Below are 22,871 nucleotides of genomic sequence, written 5' to 3'. Positions count from 1 at the left end.
GTCTATTGGTCCTGTTCCTGCAGTGAAACCAAGCCGATGTTCTTGTAGCCAGCGGCCGAAATGCGGGCCATTACCTTCATCGCCGTGCCATAGTCGGTGGACTTGTCGCCGCGGATGAAGATGCGCTCCTCATAGCCGGTCTTCGAGATCGCCTGCAGCTTGGCCACCAGCTCCTCGATCGGGATCTCGGTTTCCTGCAGATAGATCTGGCCGGCGGCGTTGATCGAGACGGTGATCGGCTGCGTGTCGGCATTCATCGCCTTGGCCTGCGTATCCGGCAGGTCGATCGGCACGCCGACCGTCAGCATCGGTGCGGCGACCATGAAGATGATCAGCAGCACCAGCATCACGTCGACCATCGGCGTGACGTTGATCTCGGACATCAGCGCATGGTGACGGCCGCGCCGCCTGTGGCCGCGCCCGCCGCGTCCTCCCATGCCCATGGACATACCCATCTGCTACTCCTCAGGCCTTGGGGGCCACTTTTTCATCGATTTGGCGCGAGAGTATGGCGGAGAACTCGTCGGAGAACCCTTCCATGCGCACGGCTATCTTGCTCGCGTCGGACGACAACTTGTTGTAGGCGATGACGGCCGGAATGGCGGCCAGCAGGCCGATGGCCGTCGCCAGCAGCGCTTCGGCAATGCCGGGCGCAACCACGGCGAGACTGGTGTTCTTGGAGCCGGCGATCGCCTGGAACGAGGTCATGATGCCGATGACGGTGCCGAACAGGCCGATGAAAGGTGCCGCCGAGCCGGTGGTGGCGAGGAAACCGAGGCGGCCTTCCAGCTTTTCCATCTCGCGGGTCAGCGCCAGGTCCATCGCCTTGTCGATGCGGGTCTGCAGGCCGAGCGGCGACTTGGCGCCCTTCTCGAAACTCTTCTTCCACTCGCGCATGGCCGCGACGAAAATGGCGCCCATGCCGGTGGTCTTGCGGTCGGCGAGCGTGCGGTAGAGCTCCTCCAGCGACTGCCCCGACCAGAACACCTGTTCGAACCGGTTGAGCGCCAGCCGCATGCGGGCATAGGAAACCAGCTTGTCGACGATGATCGCCCAGGTCCAGACCGAGGCGCAGAGCAGGCCAATCATGACCAGCTTGACCACCCAGCTGGCCGAAACGAACAGCGACCAAACCGACAATTGCGCGCCCGGGTCGGCGAGTGCGATATTTTCCATCGTTACGTCCTTAAGATTTTCCGGGCGAAGCTGGCGGCTGGCCCCTGGCATCCCTTGTGGTCGGTTCGCACGAAGCTACCGGAACAACCCCAAACTGTGCCGTTATCGGCCTTTTCGGGGCAAATATTGGTGAAAGGAAGGCGTTCGATAACGCCAATCTTCACCAATCTCTTCATGAACCGTTATGGTTAAGGATGGGTTAGTATATAAGGCGCGGCGCATTGCCACGCCCAATGGCAAGGCCATCAATTCAATGGCTGCGCCTAGGGTGTGCTGAGATTCAGGTCAGGCCGAGCCGAAAACGGTAGATTCCGAGAACCGGAGCGGAGCGTACTTTTCGTACGTGAGCACAGTTCTACCGCGATGCGGTAGAACGGGGAAGCGCAGGAAGCTGCTGTTTGCAGGCCGGCATCACCTGAATATCAGCGCACCCTCGGCATGAATGCCGCCACCCATTCTCTGGGAAAGCGCCTTGGGCGGCCATTCTCGCCGATGATCGCCGCCTCGACCTTGGCCTCGACCAGCACCTCGTCGCCGCGCTTGAGTTGCTGCGCCATGAAGATGCGCGCGCCGGAAATCTCCTCGGTGCGGGTATCGACCGTCAGGATGTCATCGATGCGGGCGGGGCCGCGAAAGTCGATCTCCATGCGGCGCACCACCCAGACTATTCTTTCGCCATGCTTGCCGTCGGCAAGCTCTGTGTGGTGCACGCCGGTCAGCCGGAGATAGTCGGAGCGACCGCGTTCGAAGAATTCGAGATAGCGCGCATGGTAGACGACGCCGGAGAAATCGGTGTCGGCATAATAGACCCGCGCCATCAGCCGGTGGCCGAACGCGGTCAGAGCGCCGGAAAGCCCGGCCAGCAGCGTCGCCGATTCACCATGATCGCCCATTGCGCTTCCTTTTTCAGCCCCGGCGAGGCACCAGTTTCCCGCGGAACAAACATCGGATGGCACTGTTGACGGCGATGATCAAGAGTTTGACGGCGGCGCTGTTCGTGCTGATGGCTTTGGCGCTGCCTGGCCAGACCGCGACATTCTCGATGAAGCGCGGCCTCAACCTCGACCAATGGGTCACATGGCCCGGCGAAGACCAGTGGGGCGACGCCAAGGCCATCCTGCCCTATCCGGAATGGCGGAAATTCCTTGGGGAGAACGACCTCAAGGCACTGAAGGACGCCGGCTTCGATTTCCTGCGCATGCCGGTCGATCCATCGCCCTTTCTGTCCGACCAGACCGTGGCCTTGCGTGACGATCTCTATGCCAGCGTGCTGGACTCCGTGCGCATGATCAACCGCGCCGGGCTGAAGGTGGTCGTCGACATGCACCCGATCCCGGCCGGCGGCAGCCGCAAGATCGGCATGGCGCAAGTAATGGACGACCCGCGGACCTTCGACGCCTATCTCGAGATGGTCCGCAAGATGGCCCGCACGCTGGCCGGCGAAGATCCCACCCAGGTCGCCTTCGAGCCGATGAACGAACCGATCGTCGACTGCGACAGTGATGGCACCAGCCTGTGGCCGGACCGCCAGCGCAAACTGTTCGCCGCGGCGCGATCCTCGGCGACGAAATTGACCCTCGTGCTGACCGGCGCCTGCTATTCCGCGGCGAGCTCGCTGGAGAAGATCGACCCGAAGGCGATCCCTGACGACAACGTCATCTGGACCTTCCATTCCTACGATCCGTTCCTGCTCACCCATCAGGGAGCGACCTGGGCCGGCGACTTCATCCCCTATGTAACCGGCCTGCCCTATCCGTTGACCGCGGTGCCGCAGGCACAGCTCGACGTGACGCTCGACACCATCCGCGCCAGGATCAAGGCCGAGGCCCCGTGGACACGGCAGAGCGGCCTGCTTGCCTATCTCGACGAACAGGTCGCCAGCATGGACAGTCCCGACAAGTTGCTGGGCCTCATGGATGCGCCGTTCAAAAAGGTCGAGGCATGGGCGAGTGCCAATGGCGTCAGGCCTGAAAACATCACGCTGGGCGAGTTCGGCATGATCCGCCAGGAATATGGCAATTCCTATGTGATGCCCGCCGGGTACCGGGCCGCCTATGTCAGGGACATGATCGGGCGTGCCGAAGCACATGGCTTCTCATGGTCGGTGTGGAGTTATGGCGGCGCCTTCGGCATCGTCGACGCCTTCAACGGCGACAAGGCCGAACCGGATGTGATGGACGTGATCCGCGGGCCGCATTGATCGCTCAGCCAAGATCGGTCGAGAAGATTCCGGGTGCATTCAAAAAACGTACCGACGCAATGCTGAGCCAATGCCCGAGACGACGGGCGGCGCGCCGGAAAATTACTCTTCCTGGAACAGGTTGATCTGCTGCTGCGCCAGATCCTTCGGCGCGTCGAGGCCGAGATGCCGCCAGGCATTGGCCGTCAGCATCCGGCCGCGCGGCGTGCGCTGGATGAAGCCCTGCTGGATCAGATAGGGCTCGATGATGTCCTCGATGGCGTCGCGCGGCTCGGACAAGCCGGCGGCGATCGTCTCGATGCCGACCGGCCCGCCGCCGAAATTGCGCGCTATCATGCTGAGATACCGCCGGTCGAGCGCGTCGAGGCCGAGCGCATCGACCTCCAGCCGGGTGAGCGCCTCGTCGGCGATCTTGCGGTCGACATGGCCGTCGCCGGCCACCGAGGCGAAATCGCGCACACGGCGTAAGAGCCGGCCGGCGATGCGTGGCGTGCCGCGCGCACGCCGCGCGATCTCCAGCGCACCGTCGTCGCCAAGCGGCATTTGCAGGATGCGGGCGCCGCGCCGCACGATCTGCTCCAGCTCTTGGACCGTGTAGAAATTGAGCCGTACCGGAATGCCGAAACGGTCGCGCAGTGGATTGGTGAGCAGGCCGAGCCGCGTGGTGGCGGCGACGAGCGTGAAGCGGGCAAGGTCGATCTTGACCGAACGCGCCGCCGGTCCTTCGCCGATGATCAGGTCGAGCTGGAAATCCTCCATCGCCGGATAAAGGATCTCCTCCACCGCCGGGCTCAGCCGATGGATCTCGTCGATGAACAGCACGTCGCCTTCCTCGAGATTGGTCAGCAGCGCGGCAAGATCACCGGCCTTGGCGATGACGGGACCCGAGGTCGAGCGGAAATTGACGCCGAGTTCGCGCGCCATGATCTGCGCCAGCGTCGTCTTGCCGAGACCGGGCGGCCCGACGAACAGCACATGATCGAGTGCCTCGTTGCGGCCCTTGGCGGCCTCGATGAACACTTTGAGATTGGCCCGCACCGCCGCCTGGCCGACGAAATCGTCGAGCGTCTGCGGCCGCAAGGTCTGCTCGGCATCCTCGCCGCGTTTTTCCGGCGCAATCAGGCGGGGCGACAGGCTCATGACGCCTTCCTTGCACACGGCAAGGAACTGAACAAGCGACGGTTCACCGCGCCAGTTCCTTCAGCCCGAAGCGGATCAGCTTCGGCGCATCGGCATCCTCGCCCGCCGTCTTCAGCGCCGCCGCCACAGCATTGGCGGCGGTGTCGCGCGAATAGCCGAGATTGACCAGCGCCGAGACCGCGTCGGTGATGGGCGCGGATGCCACGCCGTCGCCGAGTTCCTGTTTCAGGCCGATGGTGCCCGAGGCGGTTCCGGCATAGGCCGGCGCCTTGTTCTTCAACTCGGTGACGATGCGCTCGGCCACTTTCTTGCCGACGCCGGGCGCGCGCGAAACCATGGCGATATCGCGCAGCGCAATGGCGTTGGCGAGATCCGCCGGCGCCAGCGTCGACAGGATGGCCAGCGCCACCTTGGCGCCGACGCCCGGAACATTGTTCATCAGCAGCCGGAACCACTCGCGTTCCAGCACCGACTGGAAGCCGTAGAGGCGCAGCATGTCCTCGCGCACATAGGTCTCGATGAACAGCACCACCGCTTCGCCGGGCGAAGGCAGCGCCGCCAGCGTGCGCGCCGAGCAATAGGCGACGTAGCCGACGCCATGGATGTCCACGAGGCAATGGTCCTCGTCGACCTCGTCCAGCGTGCCCTTGAGCTTGCCGATCATGCCAGACCTTTCATGGAAGATGGGCTCTCATGGGTGCGTCTCAGGAGAGATGATGTCTAGCTCCGGGAAGTAACTGCGGTAACGAGCAGCGTCGCGGGTCAAAAGACGATGTCCAGCGACGGTCGCGTGAGCGCCTATTAAGAAATCGGGCAAGGTTCTTTCCCTGATGCCACCGGCCCGGCGATAGCGGGAATGCGCGACGCCGGCAAGGAATGCCGCGTCCCAAGGTACAAGTTCGCGATCCATCCCAAGCATGTCGACTGCTTTTCGAAGCGCCGTTTCCGTCGCAATCAGCGGCGCCAACTCGGACCAGACGATCGTGTTGACCACCAACGCGCCGTCGCGGCGGCAGGAGGTGATTGCCGATGCCGACCATCCTTTCAGCGGTCCGGCTGGGCCCCAAACGTCGATCAGGACATTCGTGTCAATCAACGTCGAGATCTTCACGCGGCCCCCTCAACCACTCCATGTACTGATCGGTGGTCATGCCTCCCAGATCCAACGTCCCCTCCATCCGGTCGAGGACATCGCTGAACCTGCGCAATTTCTCTTCCTGGGAGAGGTTCTCGTTGACGGCAACCAGCCGAACGCCCTCGTCGGTGACCACGAACTCCACCTCGGAGCCCGGGGCGATGCCCAGACGGTCCCTTATCGGCTTGGGGATTGTGACTTGCCCCTTGGTGGTCACGCGCATGGTAATACCTCTGCGGTATTACTTATCCCTGCAACGTGAACAAGTCAAGAACATAGCTAGCCGGCCAGCGCCATCCTGTAAGCCACGCTTTGCCGATGATGCGCGTGGCAGATGGCGATGGCCAGTGCGTCGGCGGCATGTTCGGTATCGAAGACGGCTTTCGGCAACAGCACCTTGACCATCATGTGGATCTGCTTCTTGTCGCCATGGCCGACGCCGATCACTGCCTTCTTGACCGCGTTGGGCGCATATTCGGCAACGACGAGACCCGCACGCGCCGGCACCAGCATGGCGATGCCGCGCGCCTGGCCGAGCTTCAGCGTTGCCACCGCGTCCTTGTTGACGAAGGTCTGTTCAACCGCCGCCTCGTGCGGCATCGCGCTGTGCAGGATTTCGGCGAGCCCGTCATGCAGCTGGCACAGCCGCGTTGCCAGCGCCGCCTTATCCTCGGACTTCACGGTCCCGGAAGCAATGAAGCGCAGCGAATTGCCGAGGCTTTCGACGATGCCCCAGCCGGTGCGTCGAAGCCCAGGATCGATACCGATGATGCGAATCGCTTCCGCCATTTGCCGACTTTACCTCCGGCCCACAGCGATGCCAGCGAAATGTGAACAAACCGGAAACAGAAGACAGACCGGGGTCTAACCCCGAGCGAAAGCCGTGTTGAGCAGGCTGATCTGGTCGGAAACTGGATTGAGGCGGCGAGCCATCGGTTGCATGTCGACCAAGGCGCCCGAGCCATAGATCTCCTCGTCCATGCGGCGCACCAGTGCTTGCAGGCGCAGCGAGCGGGTGACGAGATCGAGGAAATCCTCGGGCAACTCGGCCCAGCCGGCGGCTTCGTCATGGGCGGAAGCGGTGTCGAGACGCACCTTGGACTTTTCCGACGCGACCTGGTCGCGGGTCATCTCGCCGGAATTGGCGGCGCGCTGCAAAAGCAGCCAGGACGCAACCTGCATCAGCCTGGTGGTCAGCCGCATCGATTCGGCCGCATAGAGCGTGGCGCCCAGCCGCGACAGTTTCTTTGCCTCGGCCCGGCCCTTGCCGTCGAGATATTCGGCGGCCTGTTCGACCAGGCCCATGCCTTCCTGGTAAAGCGGCTTGAAGGATTGCGAGAACACCCGGCGCTCCGCCAGCTTGACGGTTTTTGCACTGCCCTTCGAAGGCTCGTTCATTGATACGCCCCTGCACTTGCAACCGGCCGATTCGGCTCCCTGCCGATACACCCGGAACCCTATCTGACTGAAGCTTGAAAATGCGCTTCGTCACCGGCGAAGGCAAGCACATGTTTAACAGAAGGTTAACGGCGAGCCGCCATTGGGCGGCCCCGCTGAGATGCGGACAAAAAAGAGAAATGAAGACAAAAAAAGAGCCGCGGATAAGGCGGCTCTCAGGAGTTTAACAGGGAGGCGTCAAACAAAGTGGCTCCAACCACTCGGTAAGAATCCAGATCACTGGATGAACATAGTAAACACCTGTAAAGCTTAATGAAGCCTTAACGGCGCGGATTTTTTTGACCGAACGCCGCCATACTGTGCCGTAACAGGACAGCATCTCCTGCGTCAGGCTAGCTCAGGCTGCCCTCCAGATCGCCGGCACAGCCTCACCTTACCCCAGGTCCCAGCTCAGGCCGTCTTCCAGATCGCCGGCAAGGCGATGAAGGCGAACAGCAGCATGGCTGCGTAGAAGCCCATCGAAGAGGCCGCCACCAGTGGTTCGATCGCGGCATTGCCGGCAAGCAGGAAGTAGAGGCCGATCAGCAGGCCGATGCCGCTGATTGCAGTCAGCCAGAAATGAACGGTGGCGAGTGTCTTTTGCCCGATGGCAGGGAACAAATGGTAGAAGAAGGCGAAGACCGCCGACATCAGCCATCCGGCCACCATTGTGTGGGCGTGAGTCGGCATCTGGCCGTGATCCTGGCTGATCGACATGTGCAGGCCGAGCGCCATGCCGCACAGCGAATAGATGACGGCCAGTGTGAAGAAATTCCGTGCTACCCCTTGCATGTCTGTCCCCCGAATTGCCTTTTCCCGTTGTGGGAATGGGTTGATCGTCAGGCGATTGTTGTCGCCACCGGGCTCCCGGCGTTAGCGCGTTAGCATCGGCGATGTTTCCGGACGATGTCGCCCCACCCCCTCCCGACGATTCGTACATTAGCAGGAAATCAGATAGCGCGTTCACTATCTCAGCCGCTTCTTCATTGCCTGAAACAGATCCGGGTTTTTCGCGACATCGTTCCGAAACAGGCGCCACGCTAAACGCCCGCTCCTCTGACGGCCGGCGCAAATCAGCGCCGCCGCAACCTGACCGGAACACTGCAGGAGCAACCCATGGACTGGTACTCGATCGTCAAATTCCTCCACGTCACTACCGCCATTCTGTGGGTCGGAGGCGGCTTCGTGCTGTTCCTGCTGGGCATGCTTGCCGAGCGGGCGGGCAACATAGAGGAAAAACTGCAGGCAATGCGCGCCAGCGGTCAGCTGGGCGGCAGGTTCTTCGCGCCGATGTCGATGCTGACGCTGATTTTTGGCCTCATCATGTGCTGGTTCTGGGTCGGCTTCTCCGACCTGTGGATCCTCATCGGCCTGGCCGGCTACGCCACGACCTTTTCGATCGGCATGTTCATCTTCAAACCGACCGGCGAGCGCATGGGCGCAATGATCGCCAAGGAGGGCGTCACACCAGAGGTTCTTGCCATCGGCCAGCGTATGATGAGCGCGGCGCGCTTCGACTATGCCGTGATGGTGGTCATCATTGCCGACATGGTGCTCAAGCCGACCGTGCATGACATCGGCATCCTTGCCGGGATGGTGCTAGCCGTCTTGATCGGCGCCACACTGGCCTTTGGCGGCAACCGCCGTCTCGTGCCGAGCGCTGCCTGACCCTGATGACGGGCGGCGGCGCAGCCGCCTTTCTACATCAGACCTGCGATGCCATCCCACAGCAGCTTCAGTGCAACGACCGCGACGGTTGCATAGGTGAAGGGATAGAAGGTTTCCGGCCGCATCCGCCGCACCAGCCAGGCCCCGGCAATGGTCGACAGCGGCGCCAGCGGCATCAGCACCGCCGATGCCGTCAGATTGGCGGTGTCGAACTGGCCGAGCGCGAAATAGGGCACCAGCTTCAGCGCATTGGTGGCGGCAAAGAAGATCGCTGCCGTGCCCGACAGAACCTTCGGATCGAGCCGGATTGGCAAGGCATAGACCTGGAAGGGCGGGCCGCCGACATGGGCGACGAAGCTGGTGAACCCGGCGACCGTGCCCCAGACCGCGGCGGCGACGCGGTTGGGCGCGGCAGCGTGATCGGCGCCATGGCGGAACTGCAGATAGAGCCAGCGCAGGACGAAGATGATGGCGACGGCGCCGACGATTAGCCGCACCGCCTCTTCGGTCACCAGTGCCGCCGTCAGCCAGCCAAGGCCGATGCCGATGACGGCACCCGGCATCATGTCGACCAGCATCTTTCTGTTATAAACGCCCCACCATGTCCATACCGAGACGATGTCCATCAGGCACAGGATCGGCAGCAGGATGGCCGCCGCCTGCACCGGCGGCATGGTCAGCGCCATCAGCGGCACGCCGACGAAACCGACGGCGCCGCCAAAGCCGCCCTTGGACAGGCCGACCAGAATGACCGCCGGAATGGCAGCCGCATAGAACCACGGATCGAGAAGCAGGCCTGACATGGGAGGGGGGACTGGTCCGGAGGGAAAGCGGGTCGACGCTTGAATAGCCCAGAATGCCCGGCGGAGCGACAGCAAATATGAGCGTGGCGGCGGCACACTCGGCCGACGCCGGCCAGTGCCTAGCGCCGAGCCTAGACCAGCAGGAACATCGGCCGCTCGAGCTCTTCCGCCAGTTCCGGCTTGGCTGTGATTTGCGCATCGGTCGGCCGGAATTCCTCGACATGGCCGATGGTGAAGCCGGACCGGATCAGTGCGTTGAGGGTGGTGCCGATGGTGCGGTGATGTTTCACCACGCCCTTGGCCAGCCAGTCGGTGCTGCGCGGTCCTTCCACCAGATACTGGTCGACAGGCCACGTCTTGCGGCCTTCGCTATCGATCACCCAGCCGGGTTTTGTCGGCGCCATGAAGATCGGATGTTCCGTCGAAAAGACGAAATGCCCGCCAGGCGCCAAGGCCCGATGCACGGTCCCGAACAGACGCGACACATCCTCGACATAGTGCAAGGCGAGCGAGCTGTAGACGAGATCGAAGCTGGCTTCCGGCAGGCTGAGCCGATCGAGATCGGCCGTCTCATAGCTTATGCCAGCATCGGGGCCGGCGGCCCTTGCCCGGGCAAGCATCTTCTCCGACAGATCCAGGCCAAGCACCTGCGCCGCCCCATGCTCGCGGGCCCAGCGGCAGAACCAGCCGAAGCCGCAGCCGAGATCGACGACCCTCAAGCCGCCGACATCGGGCAGCATGGCGCGCAGTGCCGGCCACTCGGCGGCACCCTCCAGCCCCGCGACCGAACGGCCGAGCTGGCTATAGCCTGCGAAGAAATCCTCACGATCGTATATATTCTGCGCCATGGTTCCGGCCTCGTTTGGGCCGGCACACTAACCAACCGGCCACCGGCTTTTCAGGAGGCCTGCAAGACCTTTGCCCTATCCCGAGAGGCGGTTGCGCCAAGCGGCGGCGGCCGACGCCGGATCGGCTGCGCCTTGATAATGGCGGTGCTTGTCTCCGCCTTGTCGGCGATACGGTCCAAAATCCCGTCGAGATCGCCGATCGAACGCACGAACAGTCGGGCGACGAAACAGTCATCGCCCGTCACCTTGTCGCATTCGCCGAATTCGGGAATCTCCTCGATCAGCTTCTGAACGATGTGCAGTTTGCCCGGCAAAGGCCGGATGCGCACGATCGCCTGCAGGGTATAACCGAGCGCCAGCGGATCGATCTCGACAGTGAACGCCCGGATGACGCCGCGCTCCTCGAGCCGTCGCAGCCGCTCCGAAACGCTTGGCGACGACAGCCCGACCTGGGCGGCCAGTTCCTTCAGCGAGGTCCGTGCATCCTTGACCAGGATTTCAAGGAGATTTCGGTCGAGATCGTCCAGCATCTTTTTCTTTCCCCGATAGTTTGGAGTTTTCTCCTAATATAATTAGGCCAACCGGCCATACACCCTTTCCAATCAGATGGAAAGCTTCGCGGCAGCATGAGATTATGGCGGCTCAACCGATATGGAGGTTTGTTGTGAACGAAACGGTGCGCGGCACGGTCGAAATGTCAGCCGCAATGGCCATCCTGGGAACGATCGGATGGTTCGTCGTCCTGTCCGGCCAGCCGATCATGGATGTGGTGTTCTGGCGTTGCGCTTTCGGTGCGCTGACGCTGCTCATCATCTGCGCCGGGCTGGGATTGCTGCGCAACAGGCTGTCGCTGCGCATCATCGGCATCGCCGCGCTCGGCGGCGTCGCCATCGTCGTCAACTGGCTGCTGCTGTTCAGCGCATTCTCGCGCGCGTCGATCTCGATCGCCACCGCTGTCTACAACACGCAGCCTTTCATGCTGGTCGGCTTCGGTGCGCTTTTCTTCGCCGAGCGGCTGACCCTGACCAAGCTGACCTGGCTGGCCATCGCCTTCGCCGGCATGGTTCTGATCGTGCAGTCGGCTCCCGATGCCGGCGATATCGGCACGGATTATTTCACCGGCATCGTCATGGCGTTGGGCGCGGCTTTCTTCTGGGCCGTCGCCGCCATCGTCACCAAGAAGCTCAAGGGTACGCCGCCGCACCTCATCGCGCTGATCCAGGTCTGCGTCGGCGTCGTCATGCTGGCGCCTTTCGCCAATCTTGCAGAGCTTCCGGCCGATGCCTGGAGCTGGACCATGCTGGCGACGCTCGGCATCGTCCATACCGGCCTGATGTACATACTGATGTACGGCGCCATCCAGAAGCTGCCGACGCATCTGCAGGGATCGCTGTCCTTCATCTATCCCGTCGTCGCCATTCTGGTCGATGTCGTCGCCTTCGGCCATCGGCTGCATCTGAGTCAGGTCGTCGGCGCCACCGCCATCCTGATCGCCGCCGCCGGCATGAATCTCGGCTGGACGCTGTGGAAGGGCAAACCGCCCGTGGCGAGCCCGCACCCGATCAAATGAAGCGCCCCGCCGAATGCCCGGCGGGTCAAACATCGCGATCCCGGCTGCCCGCCTGTTCAAAGCGGGCACTTTGCTCTATGCCGCAATCCAACCATCTTCGCCCGGCATAGGCGAAACGCGGGACCCGAAGAACCATGAATGAAGCAACGCCCCCCAATCGCTGTCGTATCGTGCTGATCGCGCCGTCCGGCGTGCCGGCGGCCCGTATTGTCGCGGCATTCGATGGCGGCGATGTCGCTTCGCTGATCCTGCCCGAGAACGGCATGGATGAAGCCTCCTTCCAGGCTTTCGCCGAACAGATCGTGCCGGCAGCGCAAGCCGCCGGCGTTGCTGTCATCATCGCCGGCGACACCCGCATAGCCGGCCGCGTCCAGGCCGACGGCATCCATGTCGAGGTCTCCAAGGCCGAACTTGCCGAGACGATCGAGCATTTCCAGGCAAAGATGATGGTCGGCACCGGCGGCGCCAAGACACGTGACGACGCGCTCGAGCTTGGCGAGACGCGGCCAGACTACATCTTCTTCGGCCGCTTCGGTTACGACAACAAGCCCGAACCGCACCCGCGCAACCTGTCGCTCGGCGCATGGTGGGCGGACATGATCCAGATCCCTTGCATCGTCATGGCCGGATCCGACATCGCCTCGGTCGAAGCCGTGGGCGCCACCGGCGCTGAATTCGTGGCGCTGTCGAGCGCCGTGTTCGCCGACGGCACCGATCCTGGGACAGCGGTCGCCACCGCCAACGCGCTGCTCGACGAGACCGCGCCGCGCTTCGAGGACTGAAATGTCCTCGGCGACGCTTCCCCTCCAGGCTCTGCTTGCCGTGCTGATGGTCCAGGCTGCCGCCGCGGAGACCATCCCCCTGCCGCAGCCCAAGCCGGAAATCGGCGTCCACACCGACAAGCCGATCGAGAAGCCATTGCCGCAGCCCGCCACCACGGCCGAGCCCGCGCCGCTGCCGTCGGCCGACACGGTCAATCCCGACCGTTTCGGCGCAAAACCCGCCGACGCGGCCTATGGCGCCTTCCAGCGCGGTCTCTACAAGACAGCTTACAATCTGGCATTGGTCCGGGCGCAAAACGGCGATCCGGCGGCGCAGACCTTGGTGGCCGAGATCCTGTCGCGGGGGCTCGGTGTACCGGTCAATTCGGCGCAAGCGGCGAAATGGTACGCGCTGGCCGCCGAACAGGGTGTGCCGGAATCGCAGTTCCAGTATGCGCTGATGCTGCTCGACGGCCGCTATGTCAAAAAGGATGGAAAAGAGGCCTACGCCTTGATGCAGGCCGCCGCCGAAGCCGGCAACCGGCTGGCGCAATTCAATTTCGCGCAGATGCTGGTCCAGCAGGACCCCGGCGACGCCGGCATGGCCAAGGCGGTTTCCTACTATGAGCGCGCCGCCGCGACCGGCCTCGCGGACGCGCAATATGCAATGTCGCAGATCTACGCCAACGGTGTCGGTGGCAAGCCACGTGACGACGCCCAGGCAAGGCGCCTGTTGGCGCAGGCCGCAAGGCAGAACTACGACACCGCGCAGATCGATCTCGCCGCCTGGATGATCGAAGGCCGCGGCGGTGCGCGCGACCTGAAATCCGCCTTCGGCTGGATGAAGCAGGCGGCGGAGGGCGGCAATGTCGCCGCCCAGAACCGCCTGGCCAAGCTCTATATGCAAGGCATCGGCACCGATCCGGACCTTGTGCTTGCCGGCGCCTGGTACGTCGTCGCCCGCCGTGCCGGCCTCATCGACCCACAGATGGATGACTTCCTGCAGGGGCTGGACGACGACCAGACCAAGCAGGCGCTGCAGAAGGCCAACCGGCTGCCTTGACGGCGGTTCTCGCGGTAATCGCAAGTGTAACCTCGGCTCCCCTCGCCTGGCACCGACCTGCCCGCTCCCTTGCCTCTTCTGGCGATTTGTGGTCTTGGGAGCCCGAAATCGCTTTCCCAGCGAACATCCCATACCGACGGCGTGGCCGTTGGCATTATTCCGGATCATCTCATCATGGCCAAGATCAATGGCAACGAAATCCGTCCCGGCTATGTCATCGAGCATGATGGCGGGCTTTGGGTGGCGGTCAGGACCAACACCGTCAAGCCCGGCAAGGGCGGCGCCTACAATCAGGTCGAACTGAAGAACCTCATCAACGGCACCAAGCTCAACGAGCGCTTCCGCTCGGCCGAGACCGTCGAACAGATCCGGCTCGACCTGAAGGATTTTTCCTTCCTTTACGCGCAGGAAGACGCACTGGTGTTCATGGACACCCAGAGCTACGAGCAGCTCGAATTGAACAAGGACTTCGTCGGCGATCGCGCCGCCTTCCTGCAGGACGGCATGATGGTGACGGTCCAGCTCTACGAAGAGCGGCCGATCGGCATTTCGCTGCCCGACTATGTGACGCTGACCATCACCGAGGCCGACCCGGTGGTGAAGGGTCAGACGGCGGCATCGTCCTACAAGCCGGCGATCCTGGAGAACGGCATCCGCGTCCTGGTGCCGCCCTTCATCGGCGCCGGCGAGCGCATCATCGTCGACACCAACGAAATCACTTACGTGCGCCGCGCCGACTGACGCATGTCGCCCAAAAGTGGCCGGGTTCCGGGTCACCGACATGCATCGAGGCAGAATTTAAAGCGCAGCACCGGGAAAAAGCACTATGGCACGCTCAGCCCTTCTCAACGTCATGGTCCAGGCCGCAATGAAGGCCGGCCGCTCGCTGTCGCGCGACTTCGGCGAGGTGCAGAACCTGCAGGTCTCGATGAAGGGCCCCGGCGATTATGTCAGTCAGGCCGACCGCAAGGCAGAGGACATCGTCTTTGCCGAATTGTCCAAGGCTCGGCCCGGCTATTCCTTCCTGATGGAAGAGCGCGGCGTGGTTGAAGGCGACGACGGCCAGCATCGCTGGATCGTCGACCCGCTCGACGGCACCACCAATTTCCTGCACGGCATTCCGCTCTTTGCCGTTTCGATCGCGCTGGAGCGCCAGGGCCAGATCGTCGCCGGCGTCATCTACAATCCGGCGATGGACGAACTCTACACCTGCGAACGCGGGGGCGGCGCCTTCATGAACGACCGCCGCTTGCGCGTCGCCGGCCGCATCAAGCTGGTCGACACCGTGATCGGCTGCGGCATGCCGCATCTCGGCCGCGGCCACCACGGCAATTTCCTGGTCGAACTGCGCAATGTCATGGCAGAGGTTTCCGGTGTCCGCCGCCTCGGCTCCGCATCGCTCGATCTCGCCTATGTCGCGGCCGGCCGCATGGATGGCTTCTGGGAAACCGGCCTGTCGGCCTGGGACATCGCCGCCGGGCTGCTTTTGATCCGCGAGGCGGGCGGCTTCGTCTCCGACATGGATGGCGGCCAGGACATGCTCGACAACGGCTCGGTCGTCGCCGGCAACGAGGTCATCCAGCGCGCTTTGCTGAAGGTCGTGAAGAAGCCGCTCTCCTCCCGCTGACAGCCACGCCGCGCTGATGCGCCGCAGTCGCAAAACCGCAATGGAAGCTTGAAATACTGCGCGGCATGCGCCCAAATTGAAGGGCGCGGTGCAGGAACCCGGCTTAGTGAGAGACAACCAACCCTACCCCGATATCCCGTTCATCGGACGCTGGCACTATTCGCGTGCCGAGATGATCGCAGACGGTATCGTCCACGCGATCGGCATCGTGCTGGCGATCGCGGCAGGGTCGGCACTGCTGGCGCTGGCGGCGTTTCGTGTCGGACCGGGCGAATACATCGCCGCCGCCTTCTATGTGGTTTCGCTGCTCACCGCGCTGTCGGTGTCGATGACCTACAATCTGTGGCCGGTGTCGTCGCCGGCAAAATGGGTGTTGCGGCGTTTCGACCACGCCGCGATCTATCTGCTGATCGCCGCGACCTATACGCCTTTCCTGGCGCAGCTCGAAGGCTCGCCGCTGGCGCGCTGGATGATCGTGCTGGTCTGGACCGCGGCAGTGCTGGGCATTGCCATCAAGGTGATCTTTCCCGGCCGTTTCGACCGGCTGGCGATCGGTTTCTATCTCGCCATCGGCTGGAGCGGCATCATCCTGGTCAAGCCGCTTGTCCAGACGCTGCCGACGACATCGATAGCGCTGATCGTCGCAGGCGGCATCGTCTACTCCTGCGGCGTCATCTTCTTCGCCTGGAAGGGGCTGCGCTTCCACAACGCGCTGTGGCACGGTTTCGTCGTCACCGGTGCTGGCCTGCATCTGGCCGCCATGGTCGACTGTCTGGTCATCAATCGCCTCTGACATTCTCGACGCGGCAATATTGCCAAGCGCCATTCAATTTGGTCACAATTCCGTTTAGAGTCGCGGTTTACGTGATCGGCGGCGGCATCGGAAACGGGGCACGGATGGCTTTTCTCAGATCCTTCGGCATGGGCAGACGTTCTGATGTCCTGATCTACGACCCGCATAAATTATCGAGCCCGCAGGTCTTTTTGCTCACCATGGTGATCTTCCTGGTCATCGTCGCCTTCATCGCCGCCATCCTCACCCGACAGATCTCAACCGCTTTTGGCAGCAATCCCGGCCTCAATGGCCTGATCGTCGGCGTGCTGGTGGTCGGCATCCTTTTGGCCTTCGCCCAGGTCGGGCGACTGTTTCGCGAAGTGCGCTGGGTCAACTCCTTTCGTGCCGGCTCGGAGACGACAGAACCGGTGCTGCTGGCTCCGATGAAGGCGATGATCGGTCGCTCCTCAGCGACGGCCTTCTCGACCAGTTCGATGCGCACCATGCTCGATTCCATCGCCACGCGCCTCGACGAAAGCCGCGACACCTCGCGCTATCTCGTCGGCCTGCTGGTGTTCCTCGGCCTGCTCGGCACCTTCTGGGGCCTGTTGAACACCATCGGCTCGATCCGCGAGACCATCGAATCGCTCGATCCCGGCACCGGTGACGCCGCCGCGGTGCTCGATTCCCTGAAGCAGGGGCTTTCCGCGCCGCTGGCCGGCATGGGCACGGCCTTCTCGTCCTCGCTGTTCGGCCTCTCCGGCTCGCTGGTGCTCGGCTTCCTCGACCTGCAGGCCGGCCGCGCCCAGACGCGCTTCTACACCGAGCTGGAAAACTGGCTTTCCTCGGTGACCGACCTGTCGTCGGACATCGTCGTCGCCGACCCGGCCAAGACCGAATCCTCCGACGAGATCCGGGTGCTGTCGGAACGGCTGCGCTCGATGCAGGAGAATGGCGGCGGCTCCAACCCGCGCGTCGCCACCGCCATGGCCAATCTCGCCGACGGCATTTCCGGCCTGGTCAAGAACATGCGCTCGGAACAGCAGATCATGCGCGACTGGGTCGAAGCCCAGTCCGACGAGCAGAAGGCGATGCGCAACACGCTGGAAAAGATCGCCGATGCCCTGAAGAAGCCCGGAGTTCACTGAAGTGGCACTCGCCAGGGGCCGGCGCACCGATCGCCGCATCGACTACTGGCCGGGTTTCGTCGACGCGCTGTCGACGCTGCTTTTGGCCATCATGTTCCTGCTCACGGTCTTCGTGCTGGCGCAGTTCCTGCTGGGACGCGAAATCTCCGGCAAGGATACGGCACTCTCGCGCCTCAACTCGCAGATCAACGAGCTGACCCAGTTGCTGGCGCTGGAGCGCTCGACGGCGCAGGACAAGGATGATTCACTGGCCAATCTGCAGGCGTCGCTGTCAGCCGCGCAAGCGGAAAGGAGCCGGCTCCAACAGTTGCTGGCGCAAGGCGCCGGTGCCGGCGACGCCGCCAACCAGCGCGCCGCGGCGCTCGGCGGCGAACTCGACAGCCAGCGCCAGATCAGCCAGCAGGCGCTGAGCCAGGTCGAGATCCTCAACCAGCAGATCGCGGCACTGCGCAAGCAGATCGGCGCGCTCGAGGATGCGCTCAACGTCTCCGAAATCCGCGACCGCGATTCAAACACCAAGATCGCCGACCTCGGCCGTCGCCTCAACGTCGCACTGGCACAGCGCGTGCAGGAGTTGAACCGCTACCGCTCCGACTTCTTCGGCCGCTTGCGCGAAATCCTCGCCGACCGCGAGAACATCCGTATCGTCGGCGATCGCTTCGTCTTCCAGTCGGAAGTGCTGTTCCCGACCGGCTCCGAGGTGATCAACGATGCCGGCAAGGTCGAGATGAAGAAGCTCGCCGACGCCATCATCGAGTTGCAGAAGGAAATCCCGCCCGAGATCAACTGGGTGCTGCGCGTCGACGGCCACACCGACAACAAGCCGCTCTCCGGCGCCGGCCGCTACCGCGACAATTGGGAGCTGTCGACGGCGCGTTCGACCTCGGTGGTGAAATTCCTGATCGAAAACGGCGTGCCTGCCAACCGGCTCGTAGCCGCCGGTTTCGGTGAGTTCCAGCCGCTCGACCCCGCCGACACTGAAGAGGCGCGCAATAAGAACCGCCGTATTGAACTGAAGCTCACCGAACGTTGATCTAAAATCACGCGAACTTGTTCGCCGGCTCAACTCTAGGGCGCAGATAGAGGCCGACAAGGCCTGAAAAGATTATCTTTTTTTAATTACACATTGTCGCAGGGCGATCCTAGCTTGCCGACCGGGCCGAGAACCGCCGGCGATGAACCCCCTCATCGCGACGCGACGGAACCGGACGGCCCAAGGCCGGAAGGCAGGCGGACAACCGCCGCCTTCCTCTACAAGAGGAGACGCGTGATGCGCTCTTTCAAGACCTCGCTTAGAACTGCTACACTCACGGCGTTCCTCATCGCCGTTCCGCTTGCCGGCGCCTATGCCGCGGGCCATCACAAGGGCGCTCTCGACGCGGCCGATCCGACCGACATGACTGGCCCGCGTGTCGAGGCGCTTATCGCACAGGTGCAGGGCGTCCGGCAGGGCATCGTGGACGCAAGACAGGCCAACAACATCACCCCGGCCGTGGCGGAACGCCTGGAAATGCGCACGGCCCACATCGGTCAGGCGGCAGAGAAAGTCGCCGCGTCCGATCACGGCAGGATACCGGCCGCGCAATATCATGACCTGCTGCGCCGGCTCGACAATGTCGACCAGCGCCTGAGGGTCGATACTGGCAGCGGTTTCCTGATGGGCGACGGCGACGACGGCGGCAACTACCCGAACGGCTGAGACCACAGCGGCTGAAACGGTCCAGGAGGAAGGGACCACCTGGCGCTTTCGGGAGCCATCCCGCGGGCGTCCTTTTACCAGCCCAGCCAGACCGCGATCAGCGCGGCAATCGCCGGCGCGGTCTGGATAAACAGGATTTTGCGGCCAACCGTTGCCGCGCCATAGAGGCCGGCAACAGCCACGCACAGCAGGAAGAAAACCTTGACCTGGAAACCGGCCGCCCCGAGGTAAAGCCCCCAGATGAGGCCAGCGGCGAGGAAACCGTTATAGAGCCCCTGATTGGCGGCGAGCACTTTCGAGGCACTGGCGAATTCCGGGGTCAGGTTGAAAGCCTTGTGTCCGCGCGGCGTGTCCCACAGAACCATCTCCAGATAGACGATGTAGGCATGGATCAAGGCCACCAGCCCGACAAGGATGTTGCCGGTCATTTTTTTCCCCCTTGATGTGTTGCCGGCAGCATTTCATGCGCGGCCTCGCCTGCGCAAGGTGCATCTGCCGGACGGCATCCGAGGGTTGCCAACGCATTTGCGTTGGTGTCTTTTCGCGCCGTCCCCAATCACGGAAGCCGCCATGTCCTTTCAGAAACTCGATGACCTCGGCCACAAGCTCGAAGCGCTCGAGCATGCGCTGGCCATCCTCGGCGCCGATGAGGCCACGCATATGGCCGTCGGCGGCGGCGAGAAGCGTGCCGAGGCGATGTCGGCACTGGCCGGCATGTATCACACCAGGGCAACGGCGCCGGAGATAGCCGACTGGATCGCTGCGGCCGAACAGGAAGCATTGGGTGAAGAGCAGCGCGCCGCCGTCTCGGAACTGCGGCGGCAATACACCAACCTGACCTGCCTGCCGGTCGAATTCGTCGAACGCCAGACGACCGCGCGCATGCGTTGCGAGCAGTTGTGGCGCGGCCTGCGCGCCAAGAACGACTGGGCAGGCTTTCAGCCGGCGCTGGAGGGCGTCGTGGCGCTGGTGCGCGAGGAGGCGGCGCTGCGTGCCGATGTGCTCGGCCTTGCCCCCTATGACGCGCTGATGGAGCAATACGATCCTGGGAACCGCACCGCCGACATCACGCCTGTGTTCACCGACCTGAAGGCTTTTCTGAAAGGCTTCGTGCCTGAGGCGCTGGCTATCCGGGACGCACGGCTGCGCAAGCGCCCGCTGAAGCCGCTCTCAGGCACCTATGCGATCGACCGGCAGCGCGAGCTCGGCCTTGCCATGATGGCGGCGGTCGGCTTCGACCTGACGCACGGATCGCTGTCGGTGTCGCACCATCCTTTCTGCGGCGGCGTGCCGAGCGACGTGCGCATCACCACCCGCTACAAGACTACAGACTTCCTGTCGGCGCTGATGGGCGTACTGCACGAGACCGGCCATGCGCTCTACGAGCAGAACCTGCCGAAGGCATGGTCGCACTGGCCGCTCGGCAAGGCGCGCGGCATGGCCGTGCATGAAAGCCAGAGCCTGTTCGTCGAGAAGCAGCTCGGCCGCAACCCGGCCTTCTGGCGCTGGGCGCTGCCGGTGGTCGAAAAGCATCTCGGCGAAGCCTGGTCGCTCGACGACATCCTGCCGCATGTGCATCGCGTCGAGCGCGGCCTGATCCGTGTCGATGCCGACGAGGTGACCTATCCCCTGCATGTCATCCTGCGCTACGAACTGGAGCAGGAACTCGTCGCGGGTCGGCTGGAGGTGGCTGATCTGCCCGAAGCCTGGGACGCCAAGATGCGTGACTATCTCGGCCTCTCCACCATCGACAACCCCGCCGACGGACCGATGCAGGACGTGCATTGGCCAGGGGCCGCCTTCGGCTATTTCCCCTCCTACACGCTGGGCGCGATGATGGCGGCACAGCAATGGGCGGCGCTGACGCGGGAGCATCCTGCCGCCGATGACGATCTCGCCAAGGGCAATTTCGAAGCGATCAACGACTGGCGCCGCCAAAAGATTTGGTCGCAGGGATCACGCTGGTCGACGCCGGACCTGCTCGAACGCGCCACCGGCGAAAAGCTCAACGCCACTTATTTCGTGAACCATCTGAAGCAGCGATACGGAGCCGTATAGCGGCTGCCGGCACAGCGGCAGATGTTTCTGCCTACTCAGCCGCGCCCCTGAAAGCACTGGCGCCGGTTTCGAACTGCAGCTTGGCCAGCCGCGCATAGATGCCGCCCTTGGCGACAAGGCTTTGATGCGTGCCTTCCTCGACGATCGAGCCGCCATCCATGACCAGGATCCTGTCGGCCTTCAGCACCGTTGCCAGGCGGTGGGCGATGACGATCGTGGTGCGGCCCTGCATCAGCCGTTCCAGCGCCGTCTGCACCAGCGTCTCGCTTTCGGCGTCGAGTGCCGAGGTGGCCTCGTCGAGCAGCAGGATCGGGGCGTCGCGCAGGATGGCGCGGGCGATCGCAACCCGCTGGCGCTGGCCGCCTGACAGCGTCACGCCGCGCTCACCGACCTGGCTGTCATACCCGTTCTCGAGCTTGAGGATGAATTCATCGGCAAGTGCATCCTTCGCCGCCGTCTCGATTTCGGCCTTGCTGGCTCCCGGCCGGCCGAACCCAATATTGTCACGCGCGCTTGCCGCGAAAATGGTGACGTCCTGCGGCACGATCGCGATGCGCTGGCGGACCGAAACGGGATCGGCCTCGCGCACATCGACGCCATCGATCAGGATCTTGCCTGTTTCGGGATCGTAGAAGCGCAGGATCAGTGAAAACACCGTGCTCTTGCCGGCCCCTGACGGCCCGACGATCGCCACCGTCTCGCCCGGCATGACCTGAAAGCTCAAGCCATGCACGGCGGCACGGTCCGGCCTTGCCGGGTAGGAGAAGGAGACATTGTCGAAGGCGATCGCGCCCTTGGCGACGGCCGGCAGCGGCTTCGGATCGGCGGGAGCCTGGATCGCCGGCTTCTCGGCCAGGATTTCGGTCAGCCGTTCGGCGGCGCCCGCCGCCTGCGCAAGCTCGCCCCAGACTTCCGACAACGCGCCCAACGCGCCGGCGGCGAACACCGAATAGAGCAGGAACTGGCCAAGCGTGCCTGGCGATATCGAGCCTTCGAGCACGTCGCGCGAGCCGAACCACAGCACCGCCACGACGGACGAGAAGATGGTGAAAATGGCGAAGAAGGTAAGGAAGGAGCGCGCGAAGATCGAGGAGCGTGCCGCCTCGAAAGCAGCTTCCACCGCGGCCGAGAAATGCCCGGTGACCAGCTTCTCATTGGTAAAGGCCTGCAGCGTGCGCACCGCGCCGATCTGCTCGCTGGCATAGGCGGTGGCATCGGCAAGCGTATCCTGCGCCTGGCGTGATTTGCGCCGCACCGAACGGCCGAAAGCGACCAGCGGCAGCACGATGACGGGTATCGCTGCGATGACCAGGCCGGACAATTTCGGACTGGTGATGACCATCATACCCACCGCGCCAAGACCAAGGATGACATTGCGCAGCGCCACCGAGGCCGTCGCTCCGACCGCCGACTTGACCTGCGTGGTGTCGGCGGCAAGCCGCGACACGATCTCGCCGGACTGGGCGGTGTCGAAGAAGGCAGGCGAAAGCGTCGTCACATGGGCGAAGACATCGCGCCGGATGTCGGCGACGACGCGCTCGCCCAGCGTGATGACGAAATAGTAGCGACCGGCCGATGCGGCCGCCAGCACGGCGGCCATCGCCACCAGGGCGGCGAAATATTCGGCAATGAAGGTGGTGCTGGACGACGAGAAACCATGATCGATCATGCGTCGCACCGCCAGCGGCAACGCCAGCGTGGTTGCCGCCGCGATGACCAGCGAGATGATGGCGCCGACGACCAATGTGCGATAGTGCGTGATG

27 protein-coding genes are annotated in these 22,871 nt (G+C 63.5%); 12 read left to right on the top strand and 15 right to left on the bottom strand.

The genetic code is table 11. From position 1 onward, the window contains the following. Positions 1-2: 2 nt before the first annotated feature. From tolR to ybgC, 3 genes are all read right to left on the bottom strand, one after another. On the bottom strand, positions 3-455 hold the full coding sequence (tolR, locus tag EOB49_RS07915) for a protein TolR (RefSeq protein ID WP_023811855.1): 453 nt from the start codon (positions 453-455) through the stop codon (positions 3-5). Between the two features lie 10 nt (positions 456-465). Further along, positions 466-1,176, bottom strand: a complete 711-nt coding sequence (gene tolQ, locus EOB49_RS07910) for a protein TolQ (RefSeq protein ID WP_013529145.1) — start codon at positions 1,174-1,176, stop codon at positions 466-468. Positions 1,177-1,598: 422 nt separating this feature from the next. Continuing rightward, positions 1,599-2,069, bottom strand: a complete 471-nt coding sequence (gene ybgC / locus EOB49_RS07905; protein WP_127380661.1) for a tol-pal system-associated acyl-CoA thioesterase — start codon at positions 2,067-2,069, stop codon at positions 1,599-1,601. A 56-nt stretch (positions 2,070-2,125) separates the two neighbouring features. Between ybgC and EOB49_RS07900 the strand changes: the two genes are divergently transcribed. Continuing rightward, positions 2,126-3,376 (top strand): cellulase family glycosylhydrolase, encoded by a 1,251-nt coding sequence (locus EOB49_RS07900; protein WP_127380660.1) that lies wholly within the window; start codon positions 2,126-2,128, stop codon positions 3,374-3,376. Between the two features lie 102 nt (positions 3,377-3,478). Here EOB49_RS07900 and ruvB read toward each other — a convergent pair whose 3' ends face one another. From ruvB to EOB49_RS07865, 7 genes are all read right to left on the bottom strand, one after another. Beyond that, the gene (gene ruvB / locus EOB49_RS07895) at positions 3,479-4,516 is read right to left on the bottom strand and encodes a Holliday junction branch migration DNA helicase RuvB (RefSeq protein WP_127272275.1); all 1,038 of its coding nucleotides are present in this window, start codon (positions 4,514-4,516) and stop codon (positions 3,479-3,481) included. 43 nt (positions 4,517-4,559) lie between these two features. Continuing rightward, the gene (gene ruvA / locus EOB49_RS07890; RefSeq protein ID WP_013529140.1) at positions 4,560-5,180 is read right to left on the bottom strand and encodes a Holliday junction branch migration protein RuvA; all 621 of its coding nucleotides are present in this window, start codon (positions 5,178-5,180) and stop codon (positions 4,560-4,562) included. A gap of 27 nt (positions 5,181-5,207) precedes the next feature. Beyond that, a complete protein-coding gene (locus EOB49_RS07885) occupies positions 5,208-5,627 on the bottom strand; it encodes a type II toxin-antitoxin system VapC family toxin (protein ID WP_127380659.1) in 420 nt (139 codons plus the stop codon). Further along, entirely contained in the window at positions 5,605-5,874 is a 270-nt protein-coding gene (locus tag EOB49_RS07880) for an AbrB/MazE/SpoVT family DNA-binding domain-containing protein (protein WP_127380658.1), read from the bottom strand. The genes EOB49_RS07885 and EOB49_RS07880 overlap by 23 nt, the downstream gene beginning before the upstream one ends. Positions 5,875-5,930: 56 nt before the next feature. Then, positions 5,931-6,440 carry a crossover junction endodeoxyribonuclease RuvC gene (gene ruvC / locus EOB49_RS07875; RefSeq protein ID WP_127320884.1) on the bottom strand — a complete coding sequence of 170 codons (510 nt, stop codon included), beginning with the start codon at positions 6,438-6,440 and terminating at the stop codon, positions 5,931-5,933. 75 nt (positions 6,441-6,515) lie between these two features. Next, complete coding sequence (locus tag EOB49_RS07870; RefSeq protein WP_127320883.1) at positions 6,516-7,049, bottom strand: DUF1465 family protein; 534 nt, start codon at positions 7,047-7,049, stop codon at positions 6,516-6,518. A 450-nt stretch (positions 7,050-7,499) separates the two neighbouring features. After that, positions 7,500-7,880 (bottom strand): hypothetical protein, encoded by a 381-nt coding sequence (locus tag EOB49_RS07865; RefSeq protein ID WP_127268487.1) that lies wholly within the window; start codon positions 7,878-7,880, stop codon positions 7,500-7,502. Between the two features lie 324 nt (positions 7,881-8,204). On the opposite strand from EOB49_RS07865, the gene EOB49_RS07860 reads away from it, so the two are divergent. Then, positions 8,205-8,756, top strand: a complete 552-nt coding sequence (locus tag EOB49_RS07860; RefSeq protein WP_127268486.1) for a DUF2269 family protein — start codon at positions 8,205-8,207, stop codon at positions 8,754-8,756. A 32-nt stretch (positions 8,757-8,788) separates the two neighbouring features. On the opposite strand, the gene EOB49_RS07855 is transcribed toward EOB49_RS07860, so the two are convergent. The 3 genes from EOB49_RS07855 to EOB49_RS07845 all read right to left on the bottom strand — a co-directional run bounded on the left by EOB49_RS07855 (position 8,789) and on the right by EOB49_RS07845 (position 10,937). Continuing rightward, on the bottom strand, positions 8,789-9,559 hold the full coding sequence (locus EOB49_RS07855) for a sulfite exporter TauE/SafE family protein (RefSeq protein ID WP_127296191.1): 771 nt from the start codon (positions 9,557-9,559) through the stop codon (positions 8,789-8,791). A gap of 131 nt (positions 9,560-9,690) precedes the next feature. Then, positions 9,691-10,407: a class I SAM-dependent methyltransferase gene (locus tag EOB49_RS07850; RefSeq protein ID WP_127380657.1), complete on the bottom strand. Its 717-nt coding sequence runs from the start codon at positions 10,405-10,407 to the stop codon at positions 9,691-9,693. 50 nt (positions 10,408-10,457) lie between these two features. Next, the gene (locus EOB49_RS07845; RefSeq protein ID WP_127380656.1) at positions 10,458-10,937 is read right to left on the bottom strand and encodes an Lrp/AsnC family transcriptional regulator; all 480 of its coding nucleotides are present in this window, start codon (positions 10,935-10,937) and stop codon (positions 10,458-10,460) included. Between the two features lie 134 nt (positions 10,938-11,071). Here EOB49_RS07845 and EOB49_RS07840 point away from each other — a divergent pair, with 134 nt between their 5' ends. The 9 genes from EOB49_RS07840 to EOB49_RS07800 all read left to right on the top strand — a co-directional run bounded on the left by EOB49_RS07840 (position 11,072) and on the right by EOB49_RS07800 (position 19,050). Beyond that, complete coding sequence (locus EOB49_RS07840) at positions 11,072-11,977, top strand: DMT family transporter (protein WP_127268482.1); 906 nt, start codon at positions 11,072-11,074, stop codon at positions 11,975-11,977. A gap of 134 nt (positions 11,978-12,111) precedes the next feature. Then, complete coding sequence (locus tag EOB49_RS07835) at positions 12,112-12,759, top strand: thiamine phosphate synthase (protein ID WP_127323222.1); 648 nt, start codon at positions 12,112-12,114, stop codon at positions 12,757-12,759. Between the two features lies 1 nt (position 12,760). Then, the gene (locus tag EOB49_RS07830) at positions 12,761-13,801 is read left to right on the top strand and encodes a tetratricopeptide repeat protein (protein WP_127380655.1); all 1,041 of its coding nucleotides are present in this window, start codon (positions 12,761-12,763) and stop codon (positions 13,799-13,801) included. A 174-nt stretch (positions 13,802-13,975) separates the two neighbouring features. Continuing rightward, the gene (gene efp / locus EOB49_RS07825; protein WP_013529127.1) at positions 13,976-14,542 is read left to right on the top strand and encodes an elongation factor P; all 567 of its coding nucleotides are present in this window, start codon (positions 13,976-13,978) and stop codon (positions 14,540-14,542) included. An 85-nt stretch (positions 14,543-14,627) separates the two neighbouring features. Further along, positions 14,628-15,428 (top strand): inositol monophosphatase family protein, encoded by an 801-nt coding sequence (locus EOB49_RS07820; RefSeq protein ID WP_023811836.1) that lies wholly within the window; start codon positions 14,628-14,630, stop codon positions 15,426-15,428. A gap of 106 nt (positions 15,429-15,534) precedes the next feature. Beyond that, positions 15,535-16,221, top strand: a complete 687-nt coding sequence (locus EOB49_RS07815) for a hemolysin III family protein (protein WP_164781618.1) — start codon at positions 15,535-15,537, stop codon at positions 16,219-16,221. A 104-nt stretch (positions 16,222-16,325) separates the two neighbouring features. Continuing rightward, positions 16,326-17,351 carry a MotA/TolQ/ExbB proton channel family protein gene (locus EOB49_RS07810; RefSeq protein ID WP_027037204.1) on the top strand — a complete coding sequence of 342 codons (1,026 nt, stop codon included), beginning with the start codon at positions 16,326-16,328 and terminating at the stop codon, positions 17,349-17,351. 1 nt (position 17,352) lies between these two features. Further along, positions 17,353-18,384: a peptidoglycan -binding protein gene (locus EOB49_RS07805; protein WP_127327624.1), complete on the top strand. Its 1,032-nt coding sequence runs from the start codon at positions 17,353-17,355 to the stop codon at positions 18,382-18,384. A gap of 237 nt (positions 18,385-18,621) precedes the next feature. Next, a complete protein-coding gene (locus EOB49_RS07800; protein WP_127380653.1) occupies positions 18,622-19,050 on the top strand; it encodes a hypothetical protein in 429 nt (142 codons plus the stop codon). Positions 19,051-19,124: 74 nt separating this feature from the next. Here EOB49_RS07800 and EOB49_RS07795 read toward each other — a convergent pair whose 3' ends face one another. Next, positions 19,125-19,478 carry a DUF1304 domain-containing protein gene (locus EOB49_RS07795; RefSeq protein ID WP_127380652.1) on the bottom strand — a complete coding sequence of 118 codons (354 nt, stop codon included), beginning with the start codon at positions 19,476-19,478 and terminating at the stop codon, positions 19,125-19,127. Positions 19,479-19,620: 142 nt separating this feature from the next. Here EOB49_RS07795 and EOB49_RS07790 point away from each other — a divergent pair, with 142 nt between their 5' ends. After that, a complete protein-coding gene (locus EOB49_RS07790) occupies positions 19,621-21,108 on the top strand; it encodes a carboxypeptidase M32 (protein WP_127380651.1) in 1,488 nt (495 codons plus the stop codon). A 31-nt stretch (positions 21,109-21,139) separates the two neighbouring features. Here the strand turns inward: EOB49_RS07790 and EOB49_RS07785 are convergent. After that, the coding region (locus EOB49_RS07785; protein ID WP_127380650.1) for an ABC transporter transmembrane domain-containing protein at positions 21,140-22,871 on the bottom strand (1,732 nt) is incomplete at its 5' end.

It is taken from the genome of Mesorhizobium sp. M7A.F.Ca.MR.148.00.0.0 (assembly GCF_003997735.1).
In the GTDB taxonomy this organism is placed as follows: Bacteria; Pseudomonadota; Alphaproteobacteria; order Rhizobiales; family Rhizobiaceae; genus Mesorhizobium.
Note: the sequence above shows the minus strand (reverse complement) of the source record. Positions and strands in the feature narration are given on the sequence as shown.